The sequence below is a fragment of the Pseudomonas sp. NBRC 111132 genome (assembly GCF_001320565.1).
GTDB classification, from domain to species: Bacteria; Pseudomonadota; Gammaproteobacteria; order Pseudomonadales; family Pseudomonadaceae; genus Aquipseudomonas; species Aquipseudomonas putida_P.
In genome coordinates, this window is the sequence record NZ_BCBI01000005.1 from 70,100 (window position 1) to 90,782 (window position 20,683).

Genomic DNA, 20,683 nt, shown 5'->3' on the forward strand with positions numbered 1-20,683 from the left:
ACAATCAAGGCGCGCTAGCGACCTTGGCCGGGGGTGTCCAGATCACGTCCTTGATGCTCAGCGGCTTGGGTATCAGCTTGAGCGCCTGGAAGGTGTCGGCGATCTTCTGTTGCGCAGCCACTACCTCTGGCGTCAGTGGCGCGGCACCATAGCCTTGACGCTTGACCGAGGTCAGGGTGATGTCGGCGGGCAGGCCGAGCAGCGGTGCGACCTGGTCGGTCACTTCCTGCGGGTTGGCCTGGGACCACTCGCCCACGGCGCGCACTTCCTCGATCACCGTGTTGATCACTGCCGGATGCTGGGTCGCGTAGTTGCGGGTGGCCAGGTAGAACTGATGGTTGTCGACCAGGCCCTTGCCGTCACGCAGGGTGCGCGCTTGCAGCTGTTGTTCGGCGGCGGCCTGGTAAGGGTCCCAAATCACCCAGGCATCGACGCTGCCACGCTCGAACGCCGCGCGGGCATCGGCCGGGGGCAGGTAGACCGGCTGGATATCGCTGTATTTGAGGCCGGCGTCTTCCAGGGCGCGCACCAACAGGTAGTGCACGTTGGAGCCTTTGTTGAGAACGACTTTTTTGCCCTTGAGGTCCTTCACCGACTGGATCGGCGAGCCCTTCGGCACCAGAATCGCCTCGCTGTGCGGCGCAGGCGGCTCGTAGGCCACGTAGAGCAGATCGGCACCAGCGGCTTGGGCGAACACGGGCGGGGTTTCGCCTGTTACGCCGAAATCGATGGACCCGACGTTGAGCCCTTCGAGGAGCTGCGGGCCACCGGGGAATTCGGTCCACTGCACCTGCACGCCCTGCTCGGCCAGGCGCTTCTCCAGCGTGCCCTTGGCCTTGAGCAGCACCAAGGTGCCGTATTTCTGGTAACCGATACGCAGGCTTTCGGCCTGGGCTTGAGTAATGGCGCCGAAGGACACAGCCGCCGCAAACAGGGCGACCAGACCGCGACGCAAGAAGACAGTGCGCATGGCGCTCTCCTGTGCGAATGAGGTTCGGGTTGCACCTGCTTGCCTCGTTGTCGGGCGAGTAAGGTGGTGTAGCGGGTAGTGCCGTTCAGATGCTCCAGCGAGCGCTGATCAAGCGTTCGTTCAGTACACCAGGCGCCACGGGGCGCGGCCGGCGGGCCAGGGCAACGTGGAAGGTTTCCAGCGAGTCGTGCAGGCGCTCTTCAAGTGCGGGTACCAACTGTGCCGGCCGGGCGCCTTCTGCGTAGGCAACCTGGCTGTCGTCGGCGAAGATCCCTTGCAGGGTCTCTTGCGCCTTGAGTGCCGACAGCACCGGCTTCAATGCGTAATCCACCGCCAGCATGTGGGCGATGCTGCCACCGGTGGCGATTGGCAACACGATCTTGTGGGCCAATGCGCGTTCGGGCAGCAGGTCGAGCAGTGTCTTCAATGCCCCGGCGAACGATGCCTTGTACACCGGGGTGGAAACGATCAGGCCATCGGCCTGGGCCACCAGTTGCTGGAAGTGCTGCACCTGCGGGCTGTCGAAACGGGCATGCAGCAAGTCTTCGGCGGGGAAGTCACGCACCTGGAAGGTCACCACTTCAACGCCACGGTTCTGCAGCCACTGGCGCGAACGCTCGAGCAGCACGCCGGAGCGTGAACGGGAACTTGGGCTACCACCGATTGATACCACCAGCATTGCAGCGCTTCCTTGTGTTCTGTTGGAGCTGACATTAACAGCTGGCATATATATCTAGAAATCATATTTTTTCATTTGTTTATTCCATAAAGTGCTTTGTAGGGTTTGAGATCTTAGGGCCGCTTTGCAGCCCTAGGCCTCAAAAAGCCTGCAGGCATAAAAAAGGGCCGTCGAAACGGCCCGAAAATCCCTGCTTGGCTAAGAGCGATGCAACGAGGAATCCATTAACGATTTGGCTGAGGGGTTAGCCGCAGATAGGGTTTGACCGCCCGGTAACCTTTGGGGAAGCGCTGCTTGATCTCTTCCTCATCTTTGAGCGAAGGCACGATCACCACCTCGTCGCCGTCCTGCCAGTTACCTGGCGTGGCGACCTTGTGGTTGTCGGTCAACTGCAGCGAATCGATCACTCGCAGGATTTCGTTGAAGTTGCGCCCGGTACTGGCCGGATAGGTGATGGTCAGGCGCACCTTTTTGTTCGGGTCGATGACGAACAGCGAGCGCACGGTCAGGGTGTCGCTGGCGTTCGGGTGAATCAGGTCGTACAGGTCGGATACCTTGCGGTCGGCGTCGGCGATGATCGGGAAATTGACCACGGTGTTCTGGGTTTCGTTGATGTCCTCGATCCAACGGTGGTGCGAGTCCACCGGGTCCACCGACAGGGCGATGGCCTTGACCCCACGCTTGGCGAAATCGTCTTTGAGCTTGGCCGTCAGGCCCAGCTCGGTGGTGCACACCGGGGTGAAGTCGGCCGGGTGAGAGAACAACACCCCCCAGCTATTGCCCAGCCACTCGTGGAAGCGGATCTTGCCTTCGCTGGAATCCTGTTCGAAATCGGGGGCGATATCGCCGAGTTTGAGGCTCATGGGCTGCGGCTCCTTGGCTGGGTTCTGTACCGTATGGGTTCAATGTGCCTGCATTCGATTAAAAACAAAAAGAATAAATAACGATTTATTTATAACCATAATGCATACGAATGTGCAGGCACAAAAAAGCCTCGCACTAGGCGAGGCTTCTTGTTCAGCTACGGCTTACAGGAAGTTGTAAGTGTAGTTGAAGATCAGACGGGTCTGATCCTGGTCAGCCAGCGAGCTGGTGCCGGTGCCACGGTATACGCCGTGACGCAGGCTGGCGCCCAGGCCCTTGAAGGTGCCTTCCTGGATAACGTAGTCGACGCGAGCGTCACGTTCCCATTCGCTGAAAGTACCGCCGCCAACGGCGTTCTTGCCGTCTTCACCTTTCAGGTAGGCAACCGAGGCTTTCAGGCCCGGCACGCCCAGGCGAGCGAAGTCGTAGGCGTACTGACCGAAGGTGGTGTTTTCACCGGCCTTGGCGAACTGGTTGATCATGCTGTCGGTGAACAGGTAGAAGCTGGAACCACCGGCGCCTTCGTTGCGGCCGTTGCCGTCAACCACGCTGCCCTGGTTCAACCAGACGAAGCCACCGTCGTCATTGACGCGCTGGTGGCCGAGCATCAGCGAGTGGCCACCCAGGGTGTAGGTGAACATCGCGGACCAGGTCTTGTTGTCGACCTCGCCAGTGTTCTTGGCGTAGCCACCGTTGTTGTTGAAGCGGTAGCCGGCTTCGCCGTTCTTGCCGTCGCTGCTGCTGTCGAAGTAACGCAGGTCAGTCTTGAACGACTGGTCCTGGTCGATCTGGAACACGTGGGTCAGGCCCAGGAAGTGCTGCTTGTAGTAGTCTTCCAGGTTCGAGTAGTAGTACTGCAGGGTCAGGTCTTTGGTGAGCTTGTAGTCCAGGCCGCCGTAACGGAACTTGTTGCTGTCCTGGGTACCACCGTTGACCGACAGACCCGTACGGTTGCTCGACGCACGGCCCATGGCGTGGGTCAGCTGACCGGCGTTGATGGTCAGGTTGTCGATTTCCTTCGACTGGATGGTGCCACCCTCGAAGGTTTGCGGCAGCAGACGGCCATCGTTGGAGACCAGGATCGGCAGGTTCGGCGCCAGGGCGCTACCGAAGTGCACCTCGGTCTTCGAGAAGCGGGCCTTGGCGTTGGCGCCAACACGCGCCCACTGGCTCACAGCCGAACCGTCGGTGTCGCTTGGGAAGAAGCTGCTGTTGTCAGGGTGCTTGCCACGGCCACCGTCCAGGTGGATACCCCACAGGGCCTGGGCATCGACACCAAAACCAACGGTGCCTTCGGTGAAGCCGGAGATGTAGTCGAGCTTGAAGCCCTGACCCGATTCGCGGTTGTCTGCACCGCCGTCACGGTTGTCGTTGTTGAAGTACATGGTGCGCGAGCTGAGCGACAGTTTGCTGTCTTCAACGAAACCGGCAGCGCCTGCTTGTTGGGCGAGAACCCCCAGTGCCACGGCCAGAGCCAGGCTGGACTTGTACATGTTTTGCTCCTCTACGTTCTAATTCTTGTGTATCTCTGGCGGAAGGGTCTGCTGCCCCGCTCACCGTGGATTGGCGATTTAGTCCCAAAGCGTGACCATTAAGTCAATCGTTTCTAAACGTTTCGCGACTTTGGTCTAAGACGCCACCTGCGCTACAGGATAATGACAATCCTATAAATCCAAAATGACCGTTTTATGAATTCGTAAGATTTTTACGGAATATGGTTGGAACCTTTACTGCCATTCGTTGTAGCAGCCGCACAATTCATAACTTTTGGTTATTTGCAAACGTTTGCTCATAACCTAATTCCGTATCGTTCTATAGGGACGAAAAAGCCTAGCAGGCTCCGCTGATTTCGCCATTGAGCGAAACCACCGCGTCAGAGCGCCCAGCCGCTTAAAGCATTTGTCTCCTAAGCTAATGCAAAAAAGTTATTTATTTTAACTTTCTTAGATCATTTAGCCTTCTCGTCATCCAGCCCCCAATTGCCTGACGAGAGGTTCAACCATGATCCCGCACGCTCCGCTGCGCCTGTTCGCTGCCCTGACCCTCGCCAGCACCAGCTGGTTAGCCCAGGCTGCCGACCTGACCGTGGCCTACCAGACCACCGTTGACCCAGCCAAAGTGGCCCAGGTGGATGGCGACTACGAAAAGGCCAGCAAGGCCAGCATCGACTGGCGCAAATTCGACAACGGCGCCGACGTGATCACCGCAGTGGCCAGCGGCGACGTGCAGATCGGCTACCTGGGTTCCAGCCCACTGGCCGCGGCTGCCACCCGCAAGCTGCCGGTCGAGACCTTCCTGATCGCCACGCAGATTGGTGCCGGTGAGGCGCTGGTCGCTCGCGACAGCATCAAGACCCCGCAGGACCTGGTCGGCAAGAAAGTCGCCGTACCGTTCGTTTCCACTGGCCACTACAGCCTGCTGGCGGCCCTGAAAAGCTGGAACATCGACCCTTCCAAGGTACAGATCCTCAACCTGGCCCCACCGGCCATCATTGCTGCCTGGAAGCGCGGCGACATCGACGCCACCTACGTATGGGACCCGGCCCTGGGCGTGGCCAAGGAAAATGGCAAGGTACTGATCACCTCCGGCGAACTGGCCCAGAAAGGCGCGCCAACCTTCGACGCCTGGATCGTGCGCAAGGACTTCGCTGAGAAACACCCTGATGTGGTCAAGGCGTTTGCCAAGGTCACGCTCGATGCCTACGCCGACTACCGCAAAGACCCGAAAGCCTGGCTGGCCGACAAGGCCAACGTAGACAAGCTGGTGAAGCTGTCCGGCGCCAAGGCCAGCGACATCCCGGTGCTGCTGGAGGGCAACGTCTACCCACTGGCTGCGGACCAGGCCAATGCCCTGGGCGCGCCGACCACCCAAGCACTGACCGATACCGCCAACTTCCTCAAGCAGCAAGGCAAGGTCGAAGCCGTGCTGCCGGACTACTCGCCGTACGTCAGCGCCAAGTTCCTTCCAAACTGATCCGGAGCCCGTCATGGCCTTGCTCGAACTGGAGCGCATCAGCGCACAGTACCCTGGCGCCAGCACCCCGGTGCTGGCCGACATCAACCTGAGCCTGGGGCCTCGCCAGTTGCTGGTGGCCCTGGGGCCTTCGGGCAGCGGCAAGACTTCGCTGCTCAACCTGATCGCCGGCTTCGTCGCCCCCAGCGGCGGGCGCATCACCCTCGACGGCTTACCGGTGCAGGGCCCAGGTGCCGAGCGCGGTGTGGTGTTTCAGGACGATGCCCTGCTGCCATGGCAAAACGTGCTGGGCAATGTCGCCTTCGGCCTCGAACTGGCCGGCGTGCCCCGCGCTCAGCGTGAGGCCAAGGCCCGTGAAATGCTCGCCCTCGTCGACCTCGCGGGCTTCGGCGAACGGCGCATCTGGCAGTTGTCCGGTGGCCAGAAACAGCGGGTGGGCCTGGCCCGCGCGTTGGCGGCCGACCCTCGGGTATTGCTGATGGATGAACCGTTCGGCGCCCTCGACGCCTTCACCCGCGAGCAGATGCAGGAACTGCTGCTGCAGGTCTGGCAGCGCACCGCCAAGCCGGTGTTCCTGATTACCCACGACATCGAAGAAGCCGTGTTCCTCGCCAGCGAGCTGGTACTGCTGGCCCCCAACCCTGGGCGCGTGGTGGAACGCCTGCAACTGGACTTCGGCCAGCGCTACGCCGCTGGCGAATCGGCCCGCGCCATCAAGTCCGACCCTGCCTTCATCGAAACCCGCGAGCATGTGCTGGCGCGGGTATTTTCCCAACGCCAAAGCCTGCAGGAGCCCGCATGAGCAGCCTGGACCTGCCGGTCGCCGGCAAACACGACACCCAAGCCCGGCCAGCCGCCAAGCTGCGCCGCCCACTGTCCACCCGCTGGATCAGCACCCTGACCCTGACCAGCCTGCTGCTGGCCTGGTGGCTGGTGACGGCCGCCGGCTGGATCGAGCCGCTGTTCCTGCCCTCGCCCGGCGACATCCTGGCCAGGGCCTGGACACTGCTCACCCAAGGCTACATGGACGCCAGCCTGTGGCAGCACCTGGGCGCCAGCCTGGGCCGCATCGGCTTGGCCCTGCTGGCCGCCACCCTCACCGCCATCCCGGTGGGCATCGCCATCGGCTACAACCGCGTGGCGCGCGGCATTCTCGACCCGCTGATCGAGTTCTATCGGCCGATCCCACCGCTGGCCTACCTGCCGCTGATCGTCATCTGGTGCGGTATCGGCGAGCTGTCCAAGGTGCTGCTGATCTACCTGGCCATCTTCGCCCCCATCGCCATTGCCACCGCCACCGGTGTGCGCACGGTCGACCCGGCCAAGCTGCGGGCGGCGCAGTCGCTGGGTGCGACCAAGGCCCAGCTGATCCGCCATGTGATCCTGCCCAGTGCGCTGCCCGACATCCTTACCGGCATCCGCATCGGCCTGGGCGTCGGCTGGTCGACCCTGGTCGCCGCCGAACTGATCGCCGCCACCAGCGGCCTGGGCTTCATGGTGCAGTCGGCGGCGCAGTTCCTGGTCACCGACGTGGTGGTGCTGGGCATTCTGCTGATCGCCCTGATCGCCTTCGCCCTGGAAATGAGCCTGCGTGCCCTGCAACGCAAACTGGTGCCCTGGCATGGGCAGAGCCACTGATTGCCGACTGACCACGCCGGCAACCCGGCGCCTAGCACGAGAAAAGACATGAGCCTGACCATTACCCCCCTCAGCCCGGCCCTTGGCGCCCAGATCAGCGGCGTGGACATCAGCCGCGATATCAGCGCGCAAGCGCGTGACGCCATCGAACAGGCATTGCTGCAGCATCAGGTGCTGTTCTTCCGCAACCAGCCGATCAACCCGGAGCAACAGGCGCGCTTTGCCGCCCGCTTCGGTGACCTGCACATCCACCCGATCTACCCGAACGTGCCAGAAACCCCGCAAGTGCTGGTGCTCGATACGGCAGTGACCGATGTGCGCGACAACGCCGTGTGGCACACCGACGTGACCTTTCTGCCGACCCCGGCGCTGGGCGCGGTGCTCAGTGCCAAGCAACTGCCGGCCTACGGTGGCGATACCTTGTGGGCCAGCGGCATTGCGGCGTTCGAAGCCTTGTCGGCGCCGCTGCGTGAGATGCTAGACGGGCTGACCGCCACCCACGACTTCACCAAGTCGTTCCCGTTGGAGCGCTTTGGCACCACGCCAGAAGACCTGGCGCGCTGGGAGGCCACGCGGCGCAACAACCCACCGCTGTCGCACCCGGTGGTGCGCACGCACCCGGTGAGCGGGCGCAAGGCGTTGTTCGTCAATGAAGGGTTTACGACGCGCATCAATGAGCTGAGCGAGCTGGAAAGCGATGCACTGCTGAGGCTGCTGTTCGCCCATGCGACACGGCCGGAGTTCAGCATTCGCTGGCGCTGGCAGGAGAATGACGTGGCGTTCTGGGACAACCGCGTGACCCAGCATTTTGCGGTGGATGATTACCGGCCGAACCGGCGGGTGATGCATCGGGCGACCATCCTGGGTGATGCACCCTTCTAACAGAAATTCATCAACAGCCCCGGCCTCTTCGCGGGTAAAACCGCTCCCACAGGGGTGGCACCGGTTTTGAAGCCTGCGCTGTACCTGTGCGGGTTTACCCGCGAAGAGGCCGGTACAGGTTATTACCGAACCAGATGCAAGTACTGCATGTGCCGCTCGTATTGGTCGAGGATGTCGTTGATGATCTGCTCCTTGCTGTAGCCCACCAGGTCATAGTTCTGGCTGCCTTCGCTCAGGTGCACCTCCGCCCGGTAATAACGACGGTTCTTCAACTCCTGCGTACCCAGCCCACCCAGGGCGAACGATGGCGTGAAGTAGCCACGCATCTGCACCTGGTAAATGAACGGCTGTTCCTCGCCATGGCCAATCTTCAAGCTGACGTTGTCGTGGCTGGGGTCGTCCTGGGTAATCAGCACCAGGCCCTTCTGCTCGAACACTTCCCGCACGTCGGCAATCGCCGGGCGCACCACGTCATCCATGAAACGGTACACCTCATCACGCGACGGAAAATGCACCGCCTGGCTCAGGCGCTGGCGCCAGCCGCCACGGCCGCGACGTGACTGGGCAAACGGCGCCAGCGAGTGCATCTGCGCGATCTGCCGCTGCGACTCGAGGTAGAACGCCTTGTGCAGCCCCCACATCATGCACAGCAGAATCAGCGAGAACGGCAACGAAGTCAGCACCACCGCCGACTTCAGCGAATCGATACTGCCGGCGAACAACAGCGCGCTGGTGATCAGCGCAGTCATCGCGCCCCAGAAGATGCGCAGCCAGTTCGGCCCATCCTCGTCGGCTTCGCCGCCCTTGGCCGACAAGGTCGACAGCACCACGGTGCCCGAGTCGGCCGAGGTAACGAAGAACACGAAGCTGATGAACACCGTGGTGGCGATCACCGCCTTGCTCCAGGGGTAGGTCTCCAGCAGCAGGTACAGGCTCATCGACGGGTTATCCAGGGCCGACTGTCCCAGCGCGGTCATGCCGTGGTTGATCACCTGGTCCAGCGCGCTGTTGCCGAAGATCGACATCCACGCCAGGGTGAAACCGAGCGGAATCAACAGCACGCCAAAGACGAACTCGCGGATGGTGCGGCCACGGGAGATACGGGCGATGAACAGCCCCACGAACGGCGCCCAGGCAATCCACCAGGCCCAATAGAACACTGTCCAGCCACCCAGCCAATCGCGGTTTTCACCGTAGGCATACACGTCGAAGCTCTTGCGTGGCAAAGCGCCCAGGTAGTCGCCCAGGTTCTGGATGAGCGTATTGAACAGGTGCTGGGTAGGCCCGGCGAACAGCACGAACAGCAGCAGTGCGCAGGCCAGGAACAGGTTGATGTCGCTCATCACCCGCACCCCCTTTTCCACCCCGGCGACAGCCACGGCCACGGCCGCGCCCATCATCAGGGTGATGAGGATCACCTGCACCCACTGGCTGTGGCTGATGCCGAACAGGTAGTCGAGGCCGGCGTTCAGATGCAGCACCCCAAAGCCCATGTCGGCGCCCAGGCCGAACACCGTGGCGATGATGCCGAAGCCGTCCACCGCGTAGCCGATCGGGCCGTTGATGCGTTTGCCGATCAGCGGGTACAGCGCCGAGCGCAGGGCCAGCGGTAGGTTGTGGCGGTAGGCGAAGTACGCCAGCGCCATACCGACGAAGGCGAAGACGCCCCAGCCATGCAGGCCCCAGTGAAGGAACAGAATCTGCATTGCCTGACGCCCGGCCTCGGCCGTGCCCGCTTCGCCCTGGGGCGGCTGCAGCATGTGGGTCAGCGGTTCGGAGACGCAGAAAAAGAACAGGGTGATGCTGATACCGGCGGCAAACAGCATGCCGGCCCACGACAGGTAACTGAACTCGGGTTCGTCGTGGTCGGCACCGAGCTTGATCTTGCCGTAGCCAGACAAGGCGGTGACCACCACGAAGACCAGGTACAGCGTCATCGCCAGCATGTAGTACCAGCCGACCGTGTTGGCCGCCCAGTTCTGCGCCGCCAGCAACCAGTCACCTGCCGCTTGCGGGTTGGAGATGACCACCAGGCCAAAGATGAGGATGAAACTAGCCGCGAAGTAGAACACCGGGGGGTTCATGCGGATCTTGCCATTGGCAAGGGAAGGGTTCGGTGCACTCATCGGGCGTGCACCTCGTCGAATGACGTAAGGTTCGGAATGAACGGGTTCAGCAAAGGAATCCTCCTGTTGAACACCGGCAGCGGACCAGCGTTTTTTCATTGAACAAGCGTTCAAGTTAAACATGGATCGGATTTCAATGCGAATTGGGCCGCTGATTGGCGTCCTTCTGAACCGGCCCTTTCGCGGGTTTACCCGCTAAGGGCCGGTTAAGGTCAAGCAAATGCCAGATCAGTTCTTGTCCTGGCAATCCAGCTGCAAGTTGGCCTGGGTGATGTTGCTTTCAGCCGGCACACTGCGGGTCAGCCACACATTGCCGCCAATGGTCGAGCCTTTGCCGATGGTAATGCGCCCCAGCACCGTGGCCCCGGCATAGATCACCACATCGTCCTCGACGATGGGGTGGCGCGGCAGGCCTTTGTGCAGGGTCCCCGACTCATCGCTTGGGAAGCGCTTGGCGCCCAGGGTAACCGCCTGGTAGATGCGCACGCGCTCGCCGATGATCGCAGTTTCGCCAATCACCACGCCGGTGCCGTGGTCGATGAAGAAGCTCGGGCCGATTTGCGCCCCTGGGTGAATGTCGATACCCGTGGCCGAATGCGCCAGCTCCGAACTGATCCTCGCCAGCAGCGGCAAGCCGGCCTGGTAAAGGTGGTGCGCCAGGCGGTGGTGGATGATCGCCAGGATACCTGGGTAGCACAGCAGTACTTCATCGACGCTGCGCGCCGCCGGGTCGCCGTGGTAGGCGGCCAGCACATCGGTGTCGAGCAGTACGCGCAGCTCCGGCAACGCAGCCGCGAAGCCCTGGATCAGGCTTAGCGCGTGAGCGTCTACACCTGCCAGCTCAGCCTTGCTTTGGCGAGCGGCATAGCGCAACTCCAGACGCGCCTGGGCCAGCAAGGCGGTCAGTGCGGCATCCAGAGTATGGCCGACGTAGAAGTCTTCGCTTTCTTCGCGCAGGTCCACAGGCCCAAGGCGCATGGGGAACAACGCACCGCACAGTTGCTCCAGAATCTGCCGCATCGCCTCGCGCGATGGCAGTTCGCGCCCGCCCTGCTCACCAATGCTGCGGCCATTGCGAGTGCGCCATTGCTCACGGGCGCCGCGCAGGCCAGTAACGATGTTCTGCAACTGCCAGTGCGCGGATGAAGGTTGTTCGCTCACGGTTTTCTCCTGCCGTATGGGCCATCTCATTTTTTGCCAGGCCCGCGAAGAAACCAGGCCTGCCTACATGCAATCCACTCTACGGCAAATCCGACCCTTGGAAAAAACAACGCTTTATTCCATCCTGCGCTAAGTCAGGCATAAGCCGCGATGACGGCGTGGGGATCGTCGCCTACCCTCAAAGCAGCCAGCACCTGGCAAAAAGCAAAAAGGGAATAACAAAATAATTTTTTAGTATTTCCTGGCCTAAGCAGCCAACCCTATAGTCGCCACCTCACTACTTACACAACAAGCGCGGGGCTCTGACATGTCGAAATTCGCCAAACCGCTACTCAACGCCAGCCTGGCCCTCCTGCTGGGTGCCGGCCTGCTCGGCCAGGCCTTCGCCGGCGAGCAATTGAAGACTATCCAGGAAAAAGGCGTGATCAACGTCGGCCTGGAAGGTACCTACCCACCGTTCAGTTTCCAGGATGAGAACGGCAAGCTGGCCGGCTTCGAGGTGGAGCTTTCGGAACTCCTGGCCAAGGAGCTGGGGGTCAAGGCCAAGATCCAGCCAACCAAGTGGGACGGCATCCTTGCCGCGCTGGAGTCCAAGCGCCTGGACGTAGTGGTCAATCAGGTGACCATCTCCGAAGAGCGCAAGAAGAAATACGACTTCTCCGAGCCCTACACCGTTTCCGGTATCCAGGCCCTGATCCTGAAGAAGAAAGCCGAGCAGCTGAACATCAAGTCGGCGCAAGACCTGGCCGGCAAGAAAGTCGGTGTGGGCCTGGGCACCAACTACGAGCAGTGGGTCAAGCAGGATGTCCCGAAAGCCGAAGTGCGTACCTATGAAGACGACCCGAGCAAGTTCGCCGACCTGCGCAACGGCCGCATCGACGCCATCCTGATCGACCGCCTGGCCGCGCTGGAATACGCGCAAAAAGCCAAGGACACCGAGCTTGCCGGCGATGCCTTCTCGCGCCTGGAAAGCGGCGTAGCCCTGCGCAAGGGCGAGCCTGAGCTGCTGGCAGCGATCAACAAGGCCATCGACAAGCTCAAGGCTGACGGCACGCTGGCCAAGCTGTCCGAAAAATACTTCGGTGCCGATGTCACCAAATGATCGCTGAAAGCCTGCAACTCGTTGTCGACTCCACGCCCTTCCTGCTGAAGGGCGCGGGTTATACAGTGCTGCTCAGTGTCGGCGGCATGTTCTTCGGCCTGCTGCTGGGCTTTGCCCTGGCGCTGATGCGGCTGTCGAAGATTTTGCCGCTGAACTGGCTGGCGCGGGTCTACGTGTCGTTCTTCCGCGGCACGCCGCTGCTGGTGCAGCTGTTCGTGATCTATTTCGGCATGCCACAGATTGGCATCGAGCTCGACCCGATACCTGCCTCGCTGATCGGCCTGTCGCTGAACATGGCGGCCTACATCTGCGAAATCCTGCGTGCGGCGATTTCCTCGATCGACCGGGGCCAGTGGGAAGCTGCCGCCAGCATCGGCATGACCCGCGTCCAGGCCATGCGCCGGGCGATCCTGCCACAGGCCTTGCGCACCGCCCTGCCACCGTTGGGTAACAGCTTCATTTCGCTGGTCAAGGACACCGCCCTGGCGGCGACCATCCAGGTGCCCGAGCTGTTCCGCCAGGCGCAGCTGATTACCGCACGTACCTTCGAAGTGTTCACCATGTACGTGGCAGTCGCCGTTATCTACTGGGTGCTGTGCAGCATCCTTGCGCACTTCCAGAACCGCATGGAAGCGCGGGTCAACCAGCATGACCAGGAGCAATGAGCATGATTGAAGTCAAAGGCCTGACCAAACGGTTCAAGGGCCAGACCGTGCTCAACGGTATCGACCTGACCGTGCAGCCCGGCGAAGTGGTGGCCATCATCGGCCCCAGTGGCTCGGGCAAGACCACCTTCCTGCGCTGCCTGAACCTGCTGGAAACCCCCGATGCCGGGCAGATCCAGATCGGCGCCATCAGCATCGATGCCAACCGCCCGCTGGGTGGCCAGCAAGGTGCGATTCGGCGTTTGCGCCAGCAGGCCGGGTTCGTGTTCCAGAACTTCAACTTGTTCCCTCACCGCACCGCCCTGGAGAACGTGATCGAGGGGCCGGTGATCGTCAAGAAGACGCCTCGCGAACAGGCCATCGAGCTTGGCCGGCGTCTGCTGGCCAAGGTCGGCCTGGCGGGCAAGGAAGACGCCTACCCACGGCGCCTGTCCGGCGGCCAGCAGCAACGGGTGGCCATCGCCCGCGCCCTGGCCATGGAGCCGGAGGTGATCCTGTTCGACGAACCGACGTCGGCGCTGGACCCGGAGCTGGTGGGTGAAGTACTGGCGACCATCCGCGGCCTGGCCGAGGAAAAGCGCACCATGATCATCGTCACCCACGAGATGAGCTTTGCTCGGGATGTGGCGAACCGGGTGATCTTCTTCGACAAGGGCGTGATCGTGGAACAGGGTGAAGCCAAGGCGTTGTTTGCGGCGCCCAAGGAAGAGCGTACCCGGCAGTTCCTGCGCAAGTTCCTCGGTACCGCGGCTTCCGAATAAGCCTGCTCGGCCCTATTCGCGGGTTCACCCGCGAATAGGGCCGGCACATCTGTAGCAAATCCCTCCTTCTATACATATTCCAAATGGTTAGTTCATAAACAATTTATAAAGCATTAGGGTATATAAACCGGACCACCGGACCAGCACACATTTGTCGCGATCAGCTGTAGCGGCACAACTATTTTGTGAGGTCAGGAATGGTCAGGATCACAATCACCCCAGTGCGTATCGCCAGGGCATTGAGTGCAGCCAAGGAGCGGTACTGATGTCCAGCCAGCCAAATACCCAATTCCACAGCGATCTCGACAGCTCGCCCCTGCTGCTGCCGGCCAAGGTACTGCGCAATGACGCCGAAGCCCTGCAAGCGGCCCGCGAACTGGCCGAGGTTGCCCGCGAGCAAGCTGCCCGCCGCGACCAGCAACGCAAACTGCCTTGGGCCGAGATCGAGCTGTTCACCCGCAGCGGCCTGGGTAGCATCAGCGTACCCAAGGCCCACGGCGGCCCGGACGTATCGTTCGAAACCGTAGCCGAGGTTTTCCGCGTGATCAGCGCCGCCGACCCGGCCCTGGGGCAGATCCCGCAGAACCAGTTCGGCATGTTGCAACTGATTCGCCTGACGGCCACCGAGGCACAGCAGGCGCTGATCTTCCGCAGCGTGCTCGACGGCTGGCGCATCGGCAATGCAGGCCCCGAGCGCGGCACGAAAGACACGCTCACCCTCAAGGCCCGAATCACTCGCGCAGGCGACAGCTATCGCATCAGCGGTGAGAAGTTCTATTCCACTGGCGCCCTGTTCGCTCACTGGGTGGCGGTAAAGGCCCTCGACGACGAAGGCCGCCAGCGCCTGGCATTCGTGCGCCGGGGCAGCCCGGGGCTGCGCATCGTCGACGACTGGTCCGGGTTCGGCCAGCGCACTACCGCCAGCGGCACTGTACTGCTGGACCAGGTACCAGTAGACGCCGAGCTGGTGATCGACAACTGGCGCCAGCGCGATATCCCCAACATCCAGGGCGCGGCTTCGCAGCTGATCCAGGCGGCGATCGACGCCGGCATTGCCGAAGCGGCAATCGACGATGCAATCACATTCGTGCGCGAAAAGTCCCGCCCATGGATCGAGGCCAACGTGGACCGTGCCAGCGACGACCCTTATGTGATTGCCGACATTGGCCGCCTGAAGCTCGAACTGCATGCCGCCGAAGCACTGCTGCGCAAAGCCGCGCGGGTACTCGACGAGGTCAATGCCGCGCCAATCGACGCCGCCAGCGCGGCACGCGCCTCGATTGCGGTGGCCGAGGCCAAGGTACTGACCACCGAGGTCGCCCTGCAGGCCAGCGAGAAGCTGTTCGAGTTGGCCGGCAGCCGCGCCACCCTCGCCGAGTTCAACCTCGACCGCCATTGGCGCAATGCCCGGGTGCACACCCTGCATGACCCGGTGCGCTGGAAGTACCACGCGGTGGGCGCGTACCACCTCAACGGCACCCTGCCTGCGCGGCATTCCTGGATCTGATTTTTTAGGCCTTGGGGGCTGCTTTGCAGCCCATCGCGACACAAGGCCGCTCCTACACGGGATCGCGTACCGACATCGGGTCGCGCCCCCCTGTAGGAGCGGCCTTGTGTCGCGATGGGCCGCAAAGCGGCCCCAATGGCCCCGGAGAACAACATGACTACAAATATCATCACCAGCGACACCGAAGCCCTGAATGTCGCCGAAGACATCGCCCAGCAACTGCGCCGCGACAGCGCCCTGCGCGACCGCGAGCGCCGCCTGCCGCACGCCGAACTGGAGCTGTTCACCCGCTCCGGCCTATGGGCCATCAGCGTGCCCAAGGCCTTCGGTGGCGCCGGCGTGTCCAATGTCACCCTGGCCAAGGTCATCGCCCGTATCGCCCAAGCCGACGGCTCGCTCGGGCAGATCCCGCAAAACCATTTCTACGGCCTGGAAGTACTGCGAGTAAACGGCACCCCCGAGCAGCAACAGCGGCTATACGCCGAAGTGTTGGCCGGCCGCCGCTTTGGCAATGCCCTGGCCGAGTTGGGCACCAAGACCGCCAACGAACGCACCACCCGACTGAGCCGTGACGGCGATGGCTTCCGCATCAACGGCCGCAAGTTCTATTCCACCGGTGCCATCTACGCCCAGCGCATTCCCACCTCGGTCGTCGACGACCAAGGCGTGCAGCAACTGGCCTTCGTCCCAGCCGACAGCCAGGGCTTGCAAGTGATCGATGACTGGAGCGGATTCGGCCAGCGCACCACCGGCAGCGGTTCGGTGGTGTTCGACAACGTGTACGTCAGCGCCGCCGACGTGGTGCCGTTCCAGAGTGCCTTCGAGCGCCCCACCCCGGTCGGGCCGTTGGCGCAGATCCTTCATGCCGCAATCGACACCGGCATCGCCCGCGCGGCTTATGAAGATGCCCTGCACTTCGTACGTACCCGCAGTCGTCCGTGGGTCGACTCCGGCCTGGACAAGGCCACGGATGACCCGCTGACGTTGAAAAGCTTCGGCCACCTGGCGATCCGTTTGCACGCCGCCGAGGCCCTGCTGGAGCGCGCCGGTGAATACCTCGACCGCGCCCGCGACGACAGCACCGCCGACAACGTCGCCGCCGCCTCCATCGCCGTGGCCGAAGCACGGGCCATCAGCACCGAGATTTCCCTCGCCGCCGGCACCGCGCTGTTCGAACTGGGCGGCAGCCAAGCCACCCTGGCCGAACATAACCTCGACCGCCACTGGCGCAACGCTCGCGTGCACACCCTGCACGACCCGGTGCGTTGGAAGTACCACGCCATCGGCAACTACTACCTCAACGATGCCAACCCGCCACGTCGGGGGACCATTTGATGGCCAAGCAGATTCTGCTCAATGCCTTCAACATGAACTGCATCGGGCACATCAACCACGGCCTGTGGACCCATCCACGGGACACCTCGACCCAATACAAGACCCTGGACTACTGGACCCACCTGGCACGCCTGCTGGAGCGCGGCCTGTTCGATGGGTTGTTCATCGCCGATATCGTCGGTACCTACGACATCTACGGGCAGTCGCTGGACGTGCCCCTCAAGGAGTCGATTCAGCTGCCGGTCAACGACCCACTGCTGCTGGTTTCAGCCATGGCTGCGGTCACCCGCCACCTGGGTTTCGGCCTTACCGCCAACCTCACCTACGAGGCGCCGTACCTGTTCGCCCGGCGCCTATCCACCCTCGACCACCTGAGCAATGGCCGAATCGGTTGGAACATCGTCACCGGTTACCTCGACAGCGCGGCCCGAGCCATGGGCCTTGAGCAACAACCCGAGCACGACCGCCGCTACGACCAGGCCGACGAATACCTGCAGGTGCTGTACAAGCTGCTGGAAGGCAGCTGGGCCGACGACGCCGTGGTCGCAGACCGCACGCAGCGCGTCTATGCCCAACCCGACAAGGTGCGCAAGGTCAGCCACCACGGCGAGTTCTACAACGTCGAGGGCTATCACCTGTGCGAGCCCTCGCCGCAGCGCACCCCGGTGCTGTTCCAGGCCGGCAGCTCGCCGCGCGGCCTGGCTTTCGCTGGCAACCATGCCGAATGCGTGTTCATCAGTGGCCAGGACAAGGCCGCCACCCGCGCCCAGGTCGACAAGGTGCGCGCAGCCGCCCAGGCTGCCGGTCGCGACCCGCAAGCAGTCAAGGTGTTCATGGGCATCACGGTGATCGTCGCGGCCACCGAGCAAGCGGCCCAGGCCAAGCATGCCGAATACCTGCGCCATGCAAGCCCCGAGGCCGGCGTCGCGCACTTCGCCGCATCCACCGGCATCGACTTCGCCGCCTACGCGCTGGACGAGCCAATCGCCTTCAACCAGGGCAACGCCATCCAGTCGGCCACCCGCCAGTTGCAGGACAACGCCTGGACCCGCCGGCGCCTGCTTGAACAGCACGCCCTGGGTGGCCGCTACGTCACCCTGGTCGGCGCTCCCGAACAGGTGGCCGAACAGTTGATTGCCTGGATCGACGAAACCGGGCTGGACGGCTTCAACCTGACCCGCACCGTCACCCCGGAAAGCTTCGAGGACTTCATCGACCTGGTCGTCCCGCAACTGCAGCAGCGTGGCCGCTACAAGACCGCCTACGCCGAAGGCACCCTGCGCGAGAAGCTGTTCCAGGCCGACCACCCGCACTTGCCCGTCAGCCACCCTGGCTCGGCTTATCGTTTTACCCCAACCCCTGCCCCGACTGGAGCCCTGCATCATGCTTGAGAAACTGTTCCGGCCCGTCGCGGCCATTGCCTTCACACTGGGCCTGTCCGCCAGCGCCCTGGCAGCCGAACCGCTGAAGATCGGCACCACCTCGGCCTTTGCCATTCCGCTGGAAGCCGCAGTGGAGGAAGCACACAAGCAAGGCCTGGAAGTGAAGCTGATCGAGTTCAGCGACTGGATTGCGCCCAATGTCAGCCTCAACAGTGGCGACATCGACGTGAACTACTTCCAGCACATCCCGTTCCTGGAAAACGCCAAAGCCGCTGCGGGCTTCAACCTGGTGCCCTACGCCTCGGGCATCATCAACAACGTTGGCCTGTACTCGAAAACGTACAAAAGCTTCGCCGACCTGCCAGAAGGCGCCAGCGTGGCCATCGCCAACGACCCGATCAACAGCGGCCGGGGCCTGCAACTGCTGGCCAAGGCCGGGCTGATCACCCTGAAGCCAGGCGTTGGCTACAAGGCCACCGAGGACGACATCGTCACCAACCCGAAAAAGCTGAAAATCCTGCAGGTCGAGGCGGTTCAGCTGGTGCGCGCCTACGATGACGCCGACCTGGTGCAGGGTTACCCGGCCTACATCCGCCTGGCCAACACCTTCGATGCCACCTCGGCGTTGCTGTTCGATGGCCTGGAAAACAAGGAATACGTGATCCAGTTCGTCATCCGCCCACAAAGCAAGGACGACCCACGCCTGGCCAAGTTCGTCGACATCTACCAGCACTCGCCTGTGGTACGCGCAGCGTTGGACAAAGCCCACGGCAAGCTCTACCAAGCTGGCTGGGAAGGCTGACATGAGCCAGGCCAGCGCGCTCAGGGCGCCTACCCCACAACCATTGCCGCCAACGGTCAAGGAACAGGCCCTGCGCCCGGAAGTCAATGAAGCCCATGTGCGCTTCATCGGCCTGGGCAAGACCTACCCTGGCCAGGCACAACCGGCCTTGCAAGGCATCGACCTGAACATCCGCCATGGCGAGATTTTCGGCATCATCGGCCGTAGCGGCGCCGGCAAGTCTTCACTGCTGCGTACCATCAACCGCCTGGAGCAACCCAGCCAGGGCCGGATACTGATCGACCAGGTAGACATCGCCCCCTTCGACGAGGACCGCCTGGTGTCGCTGCGTCGGCGCATCGGCATGATCTTCCAGCACTTCAACCTGATGTCGGCCAAGACTGTATGGCAGAACGTCGAGCTGCCGTTGAAGGTGGCCGGCGTGGCCAAGGCCGAGCGTCAGCACAAGGTGCGCGAGTTGCTGGAGCTGGTCGGTTTGCAGGAAAAGCACCATGTGTACCCGGCGCAGCTGTCCGGCGGGCAGAAACAGCGCGTGGGCATTGCCCGAGCGCTGGTGCACGACCCCGAGATCTTGCTGTGCGACGAGGCCACCTCGGCGCTGGACCCAGAGACCACGGCCTCGATCCTTGAGCTGCTGCGCGACATCAATCAGCGCCTGGGCCTGACCATCGTGCTGATCACCCACGAAATGGCGGTAATCCGTGATATCTGCCATCGGGTGGTGGTGCTAGAGCGCGGTGAGGTGGTCGAGCAGGGCGAAGTCTGGCGGGTGTTCGGTTCTCCCCGCCACGAGGTCACCCGCACCCTGCTCGCACCCTTGCAGGCCAGGCTGCCAGCCGCATTGCAAGCCAGCCTGCAGGCCAGCCCGGCGAGCCATGACAGCGCCGTGGTGCTGAAACTGACAGTGCTCGGTGAGCCAGAGCTGTCTGCCCTGTTCCAAGACTTGGGCGGGCGTGTGCGCCTGCTGCAGGGTGGCGTGGAAACCATCGGCGAGCATGCCCTGGGGCAGTTGATCCTGTCGGTGCAACACTCGCCGCACGACACCCATCAATTGCTGGAACGTGCCCGCCGCTGGGCCGAGGACGTGGAGGTGCTGGGCCATGTGGTTTGATCGTCTGCTGGAAGGCTTGCTCGATACCCTGCAGATGGTCGGCGTTTCGTCGCTGATCGCCCTGCTGGTGGGCGTACCGATGGCGGTGCTGCTGGTCACCAGCGACAAGGGCGGGATCTTCGAGGCGCCGCTGCTGAACCGGGTGCTGGGCGCCTTCGTCAACCTGTTCCGCTCGATCCCGTTCCTGATCCTGATGGTCGCGCTGATCCCCTTCACCCGCCTGGTGGTAGGCACCACCTACGGCGTGTGGGCGGCGGTGGTGCCGCTGACCATCGCCGCCACGCCGTTCTTTGCGCGGATTGCCGAGGTCAGCCTGCGCGAGGTCGACCATGGCTTGGTGGAGGCCGCACAGGCCATGGGCTGCCGGCGCTGGCACATTGTCTGGCATGTGCTGCTGCCCGAGGCACTGCCGGGCATCGTGGGGGGGTTCACCATTACCCTCGTGACCTTGATCAACTCTTCGGCGATGGCTGGGGCGATTGGTGCTGGAGGGTTGGGGGATATCGCCTACCGGTATGGCTACCAGCGTTTCGACAGCCAGATCATGCTGACCGTGATTGCCTTGCTGGTGGCGTTGGTGGCGTTGATCCAGCTGGGCGGGGACCGCCTGGCGAAGGGCTTGAACAAGCGTTGACTGCCGGGGGCTGCTTTGCAGCCCGATCGCGACACAAGGCCGCTCCTACAGACGACCGCATACCCATGTAGGAGCGGCCTTGTGTCGCGAC

General features: G+C 62.7%; 19 protein-coding genes. 13 read left to right on the top strand and 6 right to left on the bottom strand.

Annotated elements, in window-relative coordinates:
* Nucleotides 1-4 precede the first annotated feature (4 nt).
* The 4 genes from APH35_RS03865 to APH35_RS03880 all read right to left on the bottom strand — a co-directional run bounded on the left by APH35_RS03865 (nucleotide 5) and on the right by APH35_RS03880 (nucleotide 4,006).
* The gene (locus APH35_RS03865) at nucleotides 5-970 is read right to left on the bottom strand and encodes a sulfonate ABC transporter substrate-binding protein (protein ID WP_012270043.1); all 966 of its coding nucleotides are present in this window, start codon (nucleotides 968-970) and stop codon (nucleotides 5-7) included.
* 85 nt (nucleotides 971-1,055) lie between these two features.
* The gene (gene ssuE, locus APH35_RS03870; RefSeq protein ID WP_012270042.1) at nucleotides 1,056-1,649 is read right to left on the bottom strand and encodes an NADPH-dependent FMN reductase; all 594 of its coding nucleotides are present in this window, start codon (nucleotides 1,647-1,649) and stop codon (nucleotides 1,056-1,058) included.
* Between the two features lie 224 nt (nucleotides 1,650-1,873).
* The gene (locus tag APH35_RS03875; protein ID WP_012270041.1) at nucleotides 1,874-2,512 is read right to left on the bottom strand and encodes a peroxiredoxin; all 639 of its coding nucleotides are present in this window, start codon (nucleotides 2,510-2,512) and stop codon (nucleotides 1,874-1,876) included.
* A gap of 165 nt (nucleotides 2,513-2,677) precedes the next feature.
* Nucleotides 2,678-4,006, bottom strand: coding sequence for an OprD family porin (locus APH35_RS03880; protein WP_012270040.1), 1,329 nt, complete (start codon nucleotides 4,004-4,006; stop codon nucleotides 2,678-2,680).
* 508 nt (nucleotides 4,007-4,514) lie between these two features.
* On the opposite strand from APH35_RS03880, the gene tauA reads away from it, so the two are divergent.
* From tauA to tauD, 4 genes are read left to right on the top strand one after another with little or no spacing between them, the layout of a single operon-like run.
* Complete coding sequence (gene tauA, locus APH35_RS03885) at nucleotides 4,515-5,486, top strand: taurine ABC transporter substrate-binding protein (RefSeq protein ID WP_060493646.1); 972 nt, start codon at nucleotides 4,515-4,517, stop codon at nucleotides 5,484-5,486.
* A 13-nt stretch (nucleotides 5,487-5,499) separates the two neighbouring features.
* Nucleotides 5,500-6,288 (top strand): taurine ABC transporter ATP-binding subunit, encoded by a 789-nt coding sequence (tauB, locus tag APH35_RS03890; RefSeq protein WP_012270038.1) that lies wholly within the window; start codon nucleotides 5,500-5,502, stop codon nucleotides 6,286-6,288.
* Entirely contained in the window at nucleotides 6,285-7,124 is an 840-nt protein-coding gene (gene tauC, locus APH35_RS03895) for a taurine ABC transporter permease TauC (RefSeq protein WP_012270037.1), read from the top strand. The genes tauB and tauC overlap by 4 nt, the downstream gene beginning before the upstream one ends.
* 48 nt (nucleotides 7,125-7,172) lie before the next feature.
* Nucleotides 7,173-8,006 carry a taurine dioxygenase gene (tauD, locus tag APH35_RS03900; protein ID WP_060493647.1) on the top strand — a complete coding sequence of 278 codons (834 nt, stop codon included), beginning with the start codon at nucleotides 7,173-7,175 and terminating at the stop codon, nucleotides 8,004-8,006.
* Between the two features lie 122 nt (nucleotides 8,007-8,128).
* Here tauD and betT read toward each other — a convergent pair whose 3' ends face one another.
* Together betT and epsC are read right to left on the bottom strand one after the other, a co-directional pair.
* Nucleotides 8,129-10,090, bottom strand: coding sequence for a choline transporter BetT (gene betT / locus APH35_RS03905; protein WP_171577237.1), 1,962 nt, complete (start codon nucleotides 10,088-10,090; stop codon nucleotides 8,129-8,131).
* Nucleotides 10,091-10,360: 270 nt separating this feature from the next.
* Nucleotides 10,361-11,293, bottom strand: a complete 933-nt coding sequence (gene epsC, locus APH35_RS03910; protein ID WP_012270034.1) for a serine O-acetyltransferase EpsC — start codon at nucleotides 11,291-11,293, stop codon at nucleotides 10,361-10,363.
* A gap of 307 nt (nucleotides 11,294-11,600) precedes the next feature.
* Here epsC and tcyJ point away from each other — a divergent pair, with 307 nt between their 5' ends.
* From tcyJ to APH35_RS03955, 9 genes are all read left to right on the top strand, one after another.
* Nucleotides 11,601-12,395: a cystine ABC transporter substrate-binding protein gene (gene tcyJ / locus APH35_RS03915; protein ID WP_012270033.1), complete on the top strand. Its 795-nt coding sequence runs from the start codon at nucleotides 11,601-11,603 to the stop codon at nucleotides 12,393-12,395.
* Nucleotides 12,392-13,060 carry a cystine ABC transporter permease gene (gene tcyL, locus APH35_RS03920; RefSeq protein ID WP_012270032.1) on the top strand — a complete coding sequence of 223 codons (669 nt, stop codon included), beginning with the start codon at nucleotides 12,392-12,394 and terminating at the stop codon, nucleotides 13,058-13,060. The genes tcyJ and tcyL overlap by 4 nt, the downstream gene beginning before the upstream one ends.
* A 2-nt stretch (nucleotides 13,061-13,062) precedes the next feature.
* Nucleotides 13,063-13,821 carry an L-cystine ABC transporter ATP-binding protein TcyN gene (gene tcyN / locus APH35_RS03925; RefSeq protein ID WP_003255850.1) on the top strand — a complete coding sequence of 253 codons (759 nt, stop codon included), beginning with the start codon at nucleotides 13,063-13,065 and terminating at the stop codon, nucleotides 13,819-13,821.
* A gap of 265 nt (nucleotides 13,822-14,086) precedes the next feature.
* Nucleotides 14,087-15,328: an SfnB family sulfur acquisition oxidoreductase gene (locus APH35_RS03930; protein ID WP_060493649.1), complete on the top strand. Its 1,242-nt coding sequence runs from the start codon at nucleotides 14,087-14,089 to the stop codon at nucleotides 15,326-15,328.
* Between the two features lie 153 nt (nucleotides 15,329-15,481).
* The gene (locus APH35_RS03935; protein ID WP_012270030.1) at nucleotides 15,482-16,663 is read left to right on the top strand and encodes an SfnB family sulfur acquisition oxidoreductase; all 1,182 of its coding nucleotides are present in this window, start codon (nucleotides 15,482-15,484) and stop codon (nucleotides 16,661-16,663) included.
* Nucleotides 16,663-18,054 (top strand): LLM class flavin-dependent oxidoreductase, encoded by a 1,392-nt coding sequence (locus APH35_RS03940; protein WP_060493650.1) that lies wholly within the window; start codon nucleotides 16,663-16,665, stop codon nucleotides 18,052-18,054. The genes APH35_RS03935 and APH35_RS03940 overlap by 1 nt, the downstream gene beginning before the upstream one ends.
* A complete protein-coding gene (locus APH35_RS03945) occupies nucleotides 18,047-18,847 on the top strand; it encodes a MetQ/NlpA family ABC transporter substrate-binding protein (RefSeq protein ID WP_012270028.1) in 801 nt (266 codons plus the stop codon). The genes APH35_RS03940 and APH35_RS03945 overlap by 8 nt, the downstream gene beginning before the upstream one ends.
* Before the next feature lies 1 nt (nucleotide 18,848).
* Nucleotides 18,849-19,958, top strand: coding sequence for a methionine ABC transporter ATP-binding protein (locus APH35_RS03950; RefSeq protein WP_060514231.1), 1,110 nt, complete (start codon nucleotides 18,849-18,851; stop codon nucleotides 19,956-19,958).
* On the top strand, nucleotides 19,948-20,592 hold the full coding sequence (locus APH35_RS03955) for a methionine ABC transporter permease (RefSeq protein WP_060514232.1): 645 nt from the start codon (nucleotides 19,948-19,950) through the stop codon (nucleotides 20,590-20,592). The genes APH35_RS03950 and APH35_RS03955 overlap by 11 nt, the downstream gene beginning before the upstream one ends.
* Nucleotides 20,593-20,683: the final 91 nt, after the last annotated feature.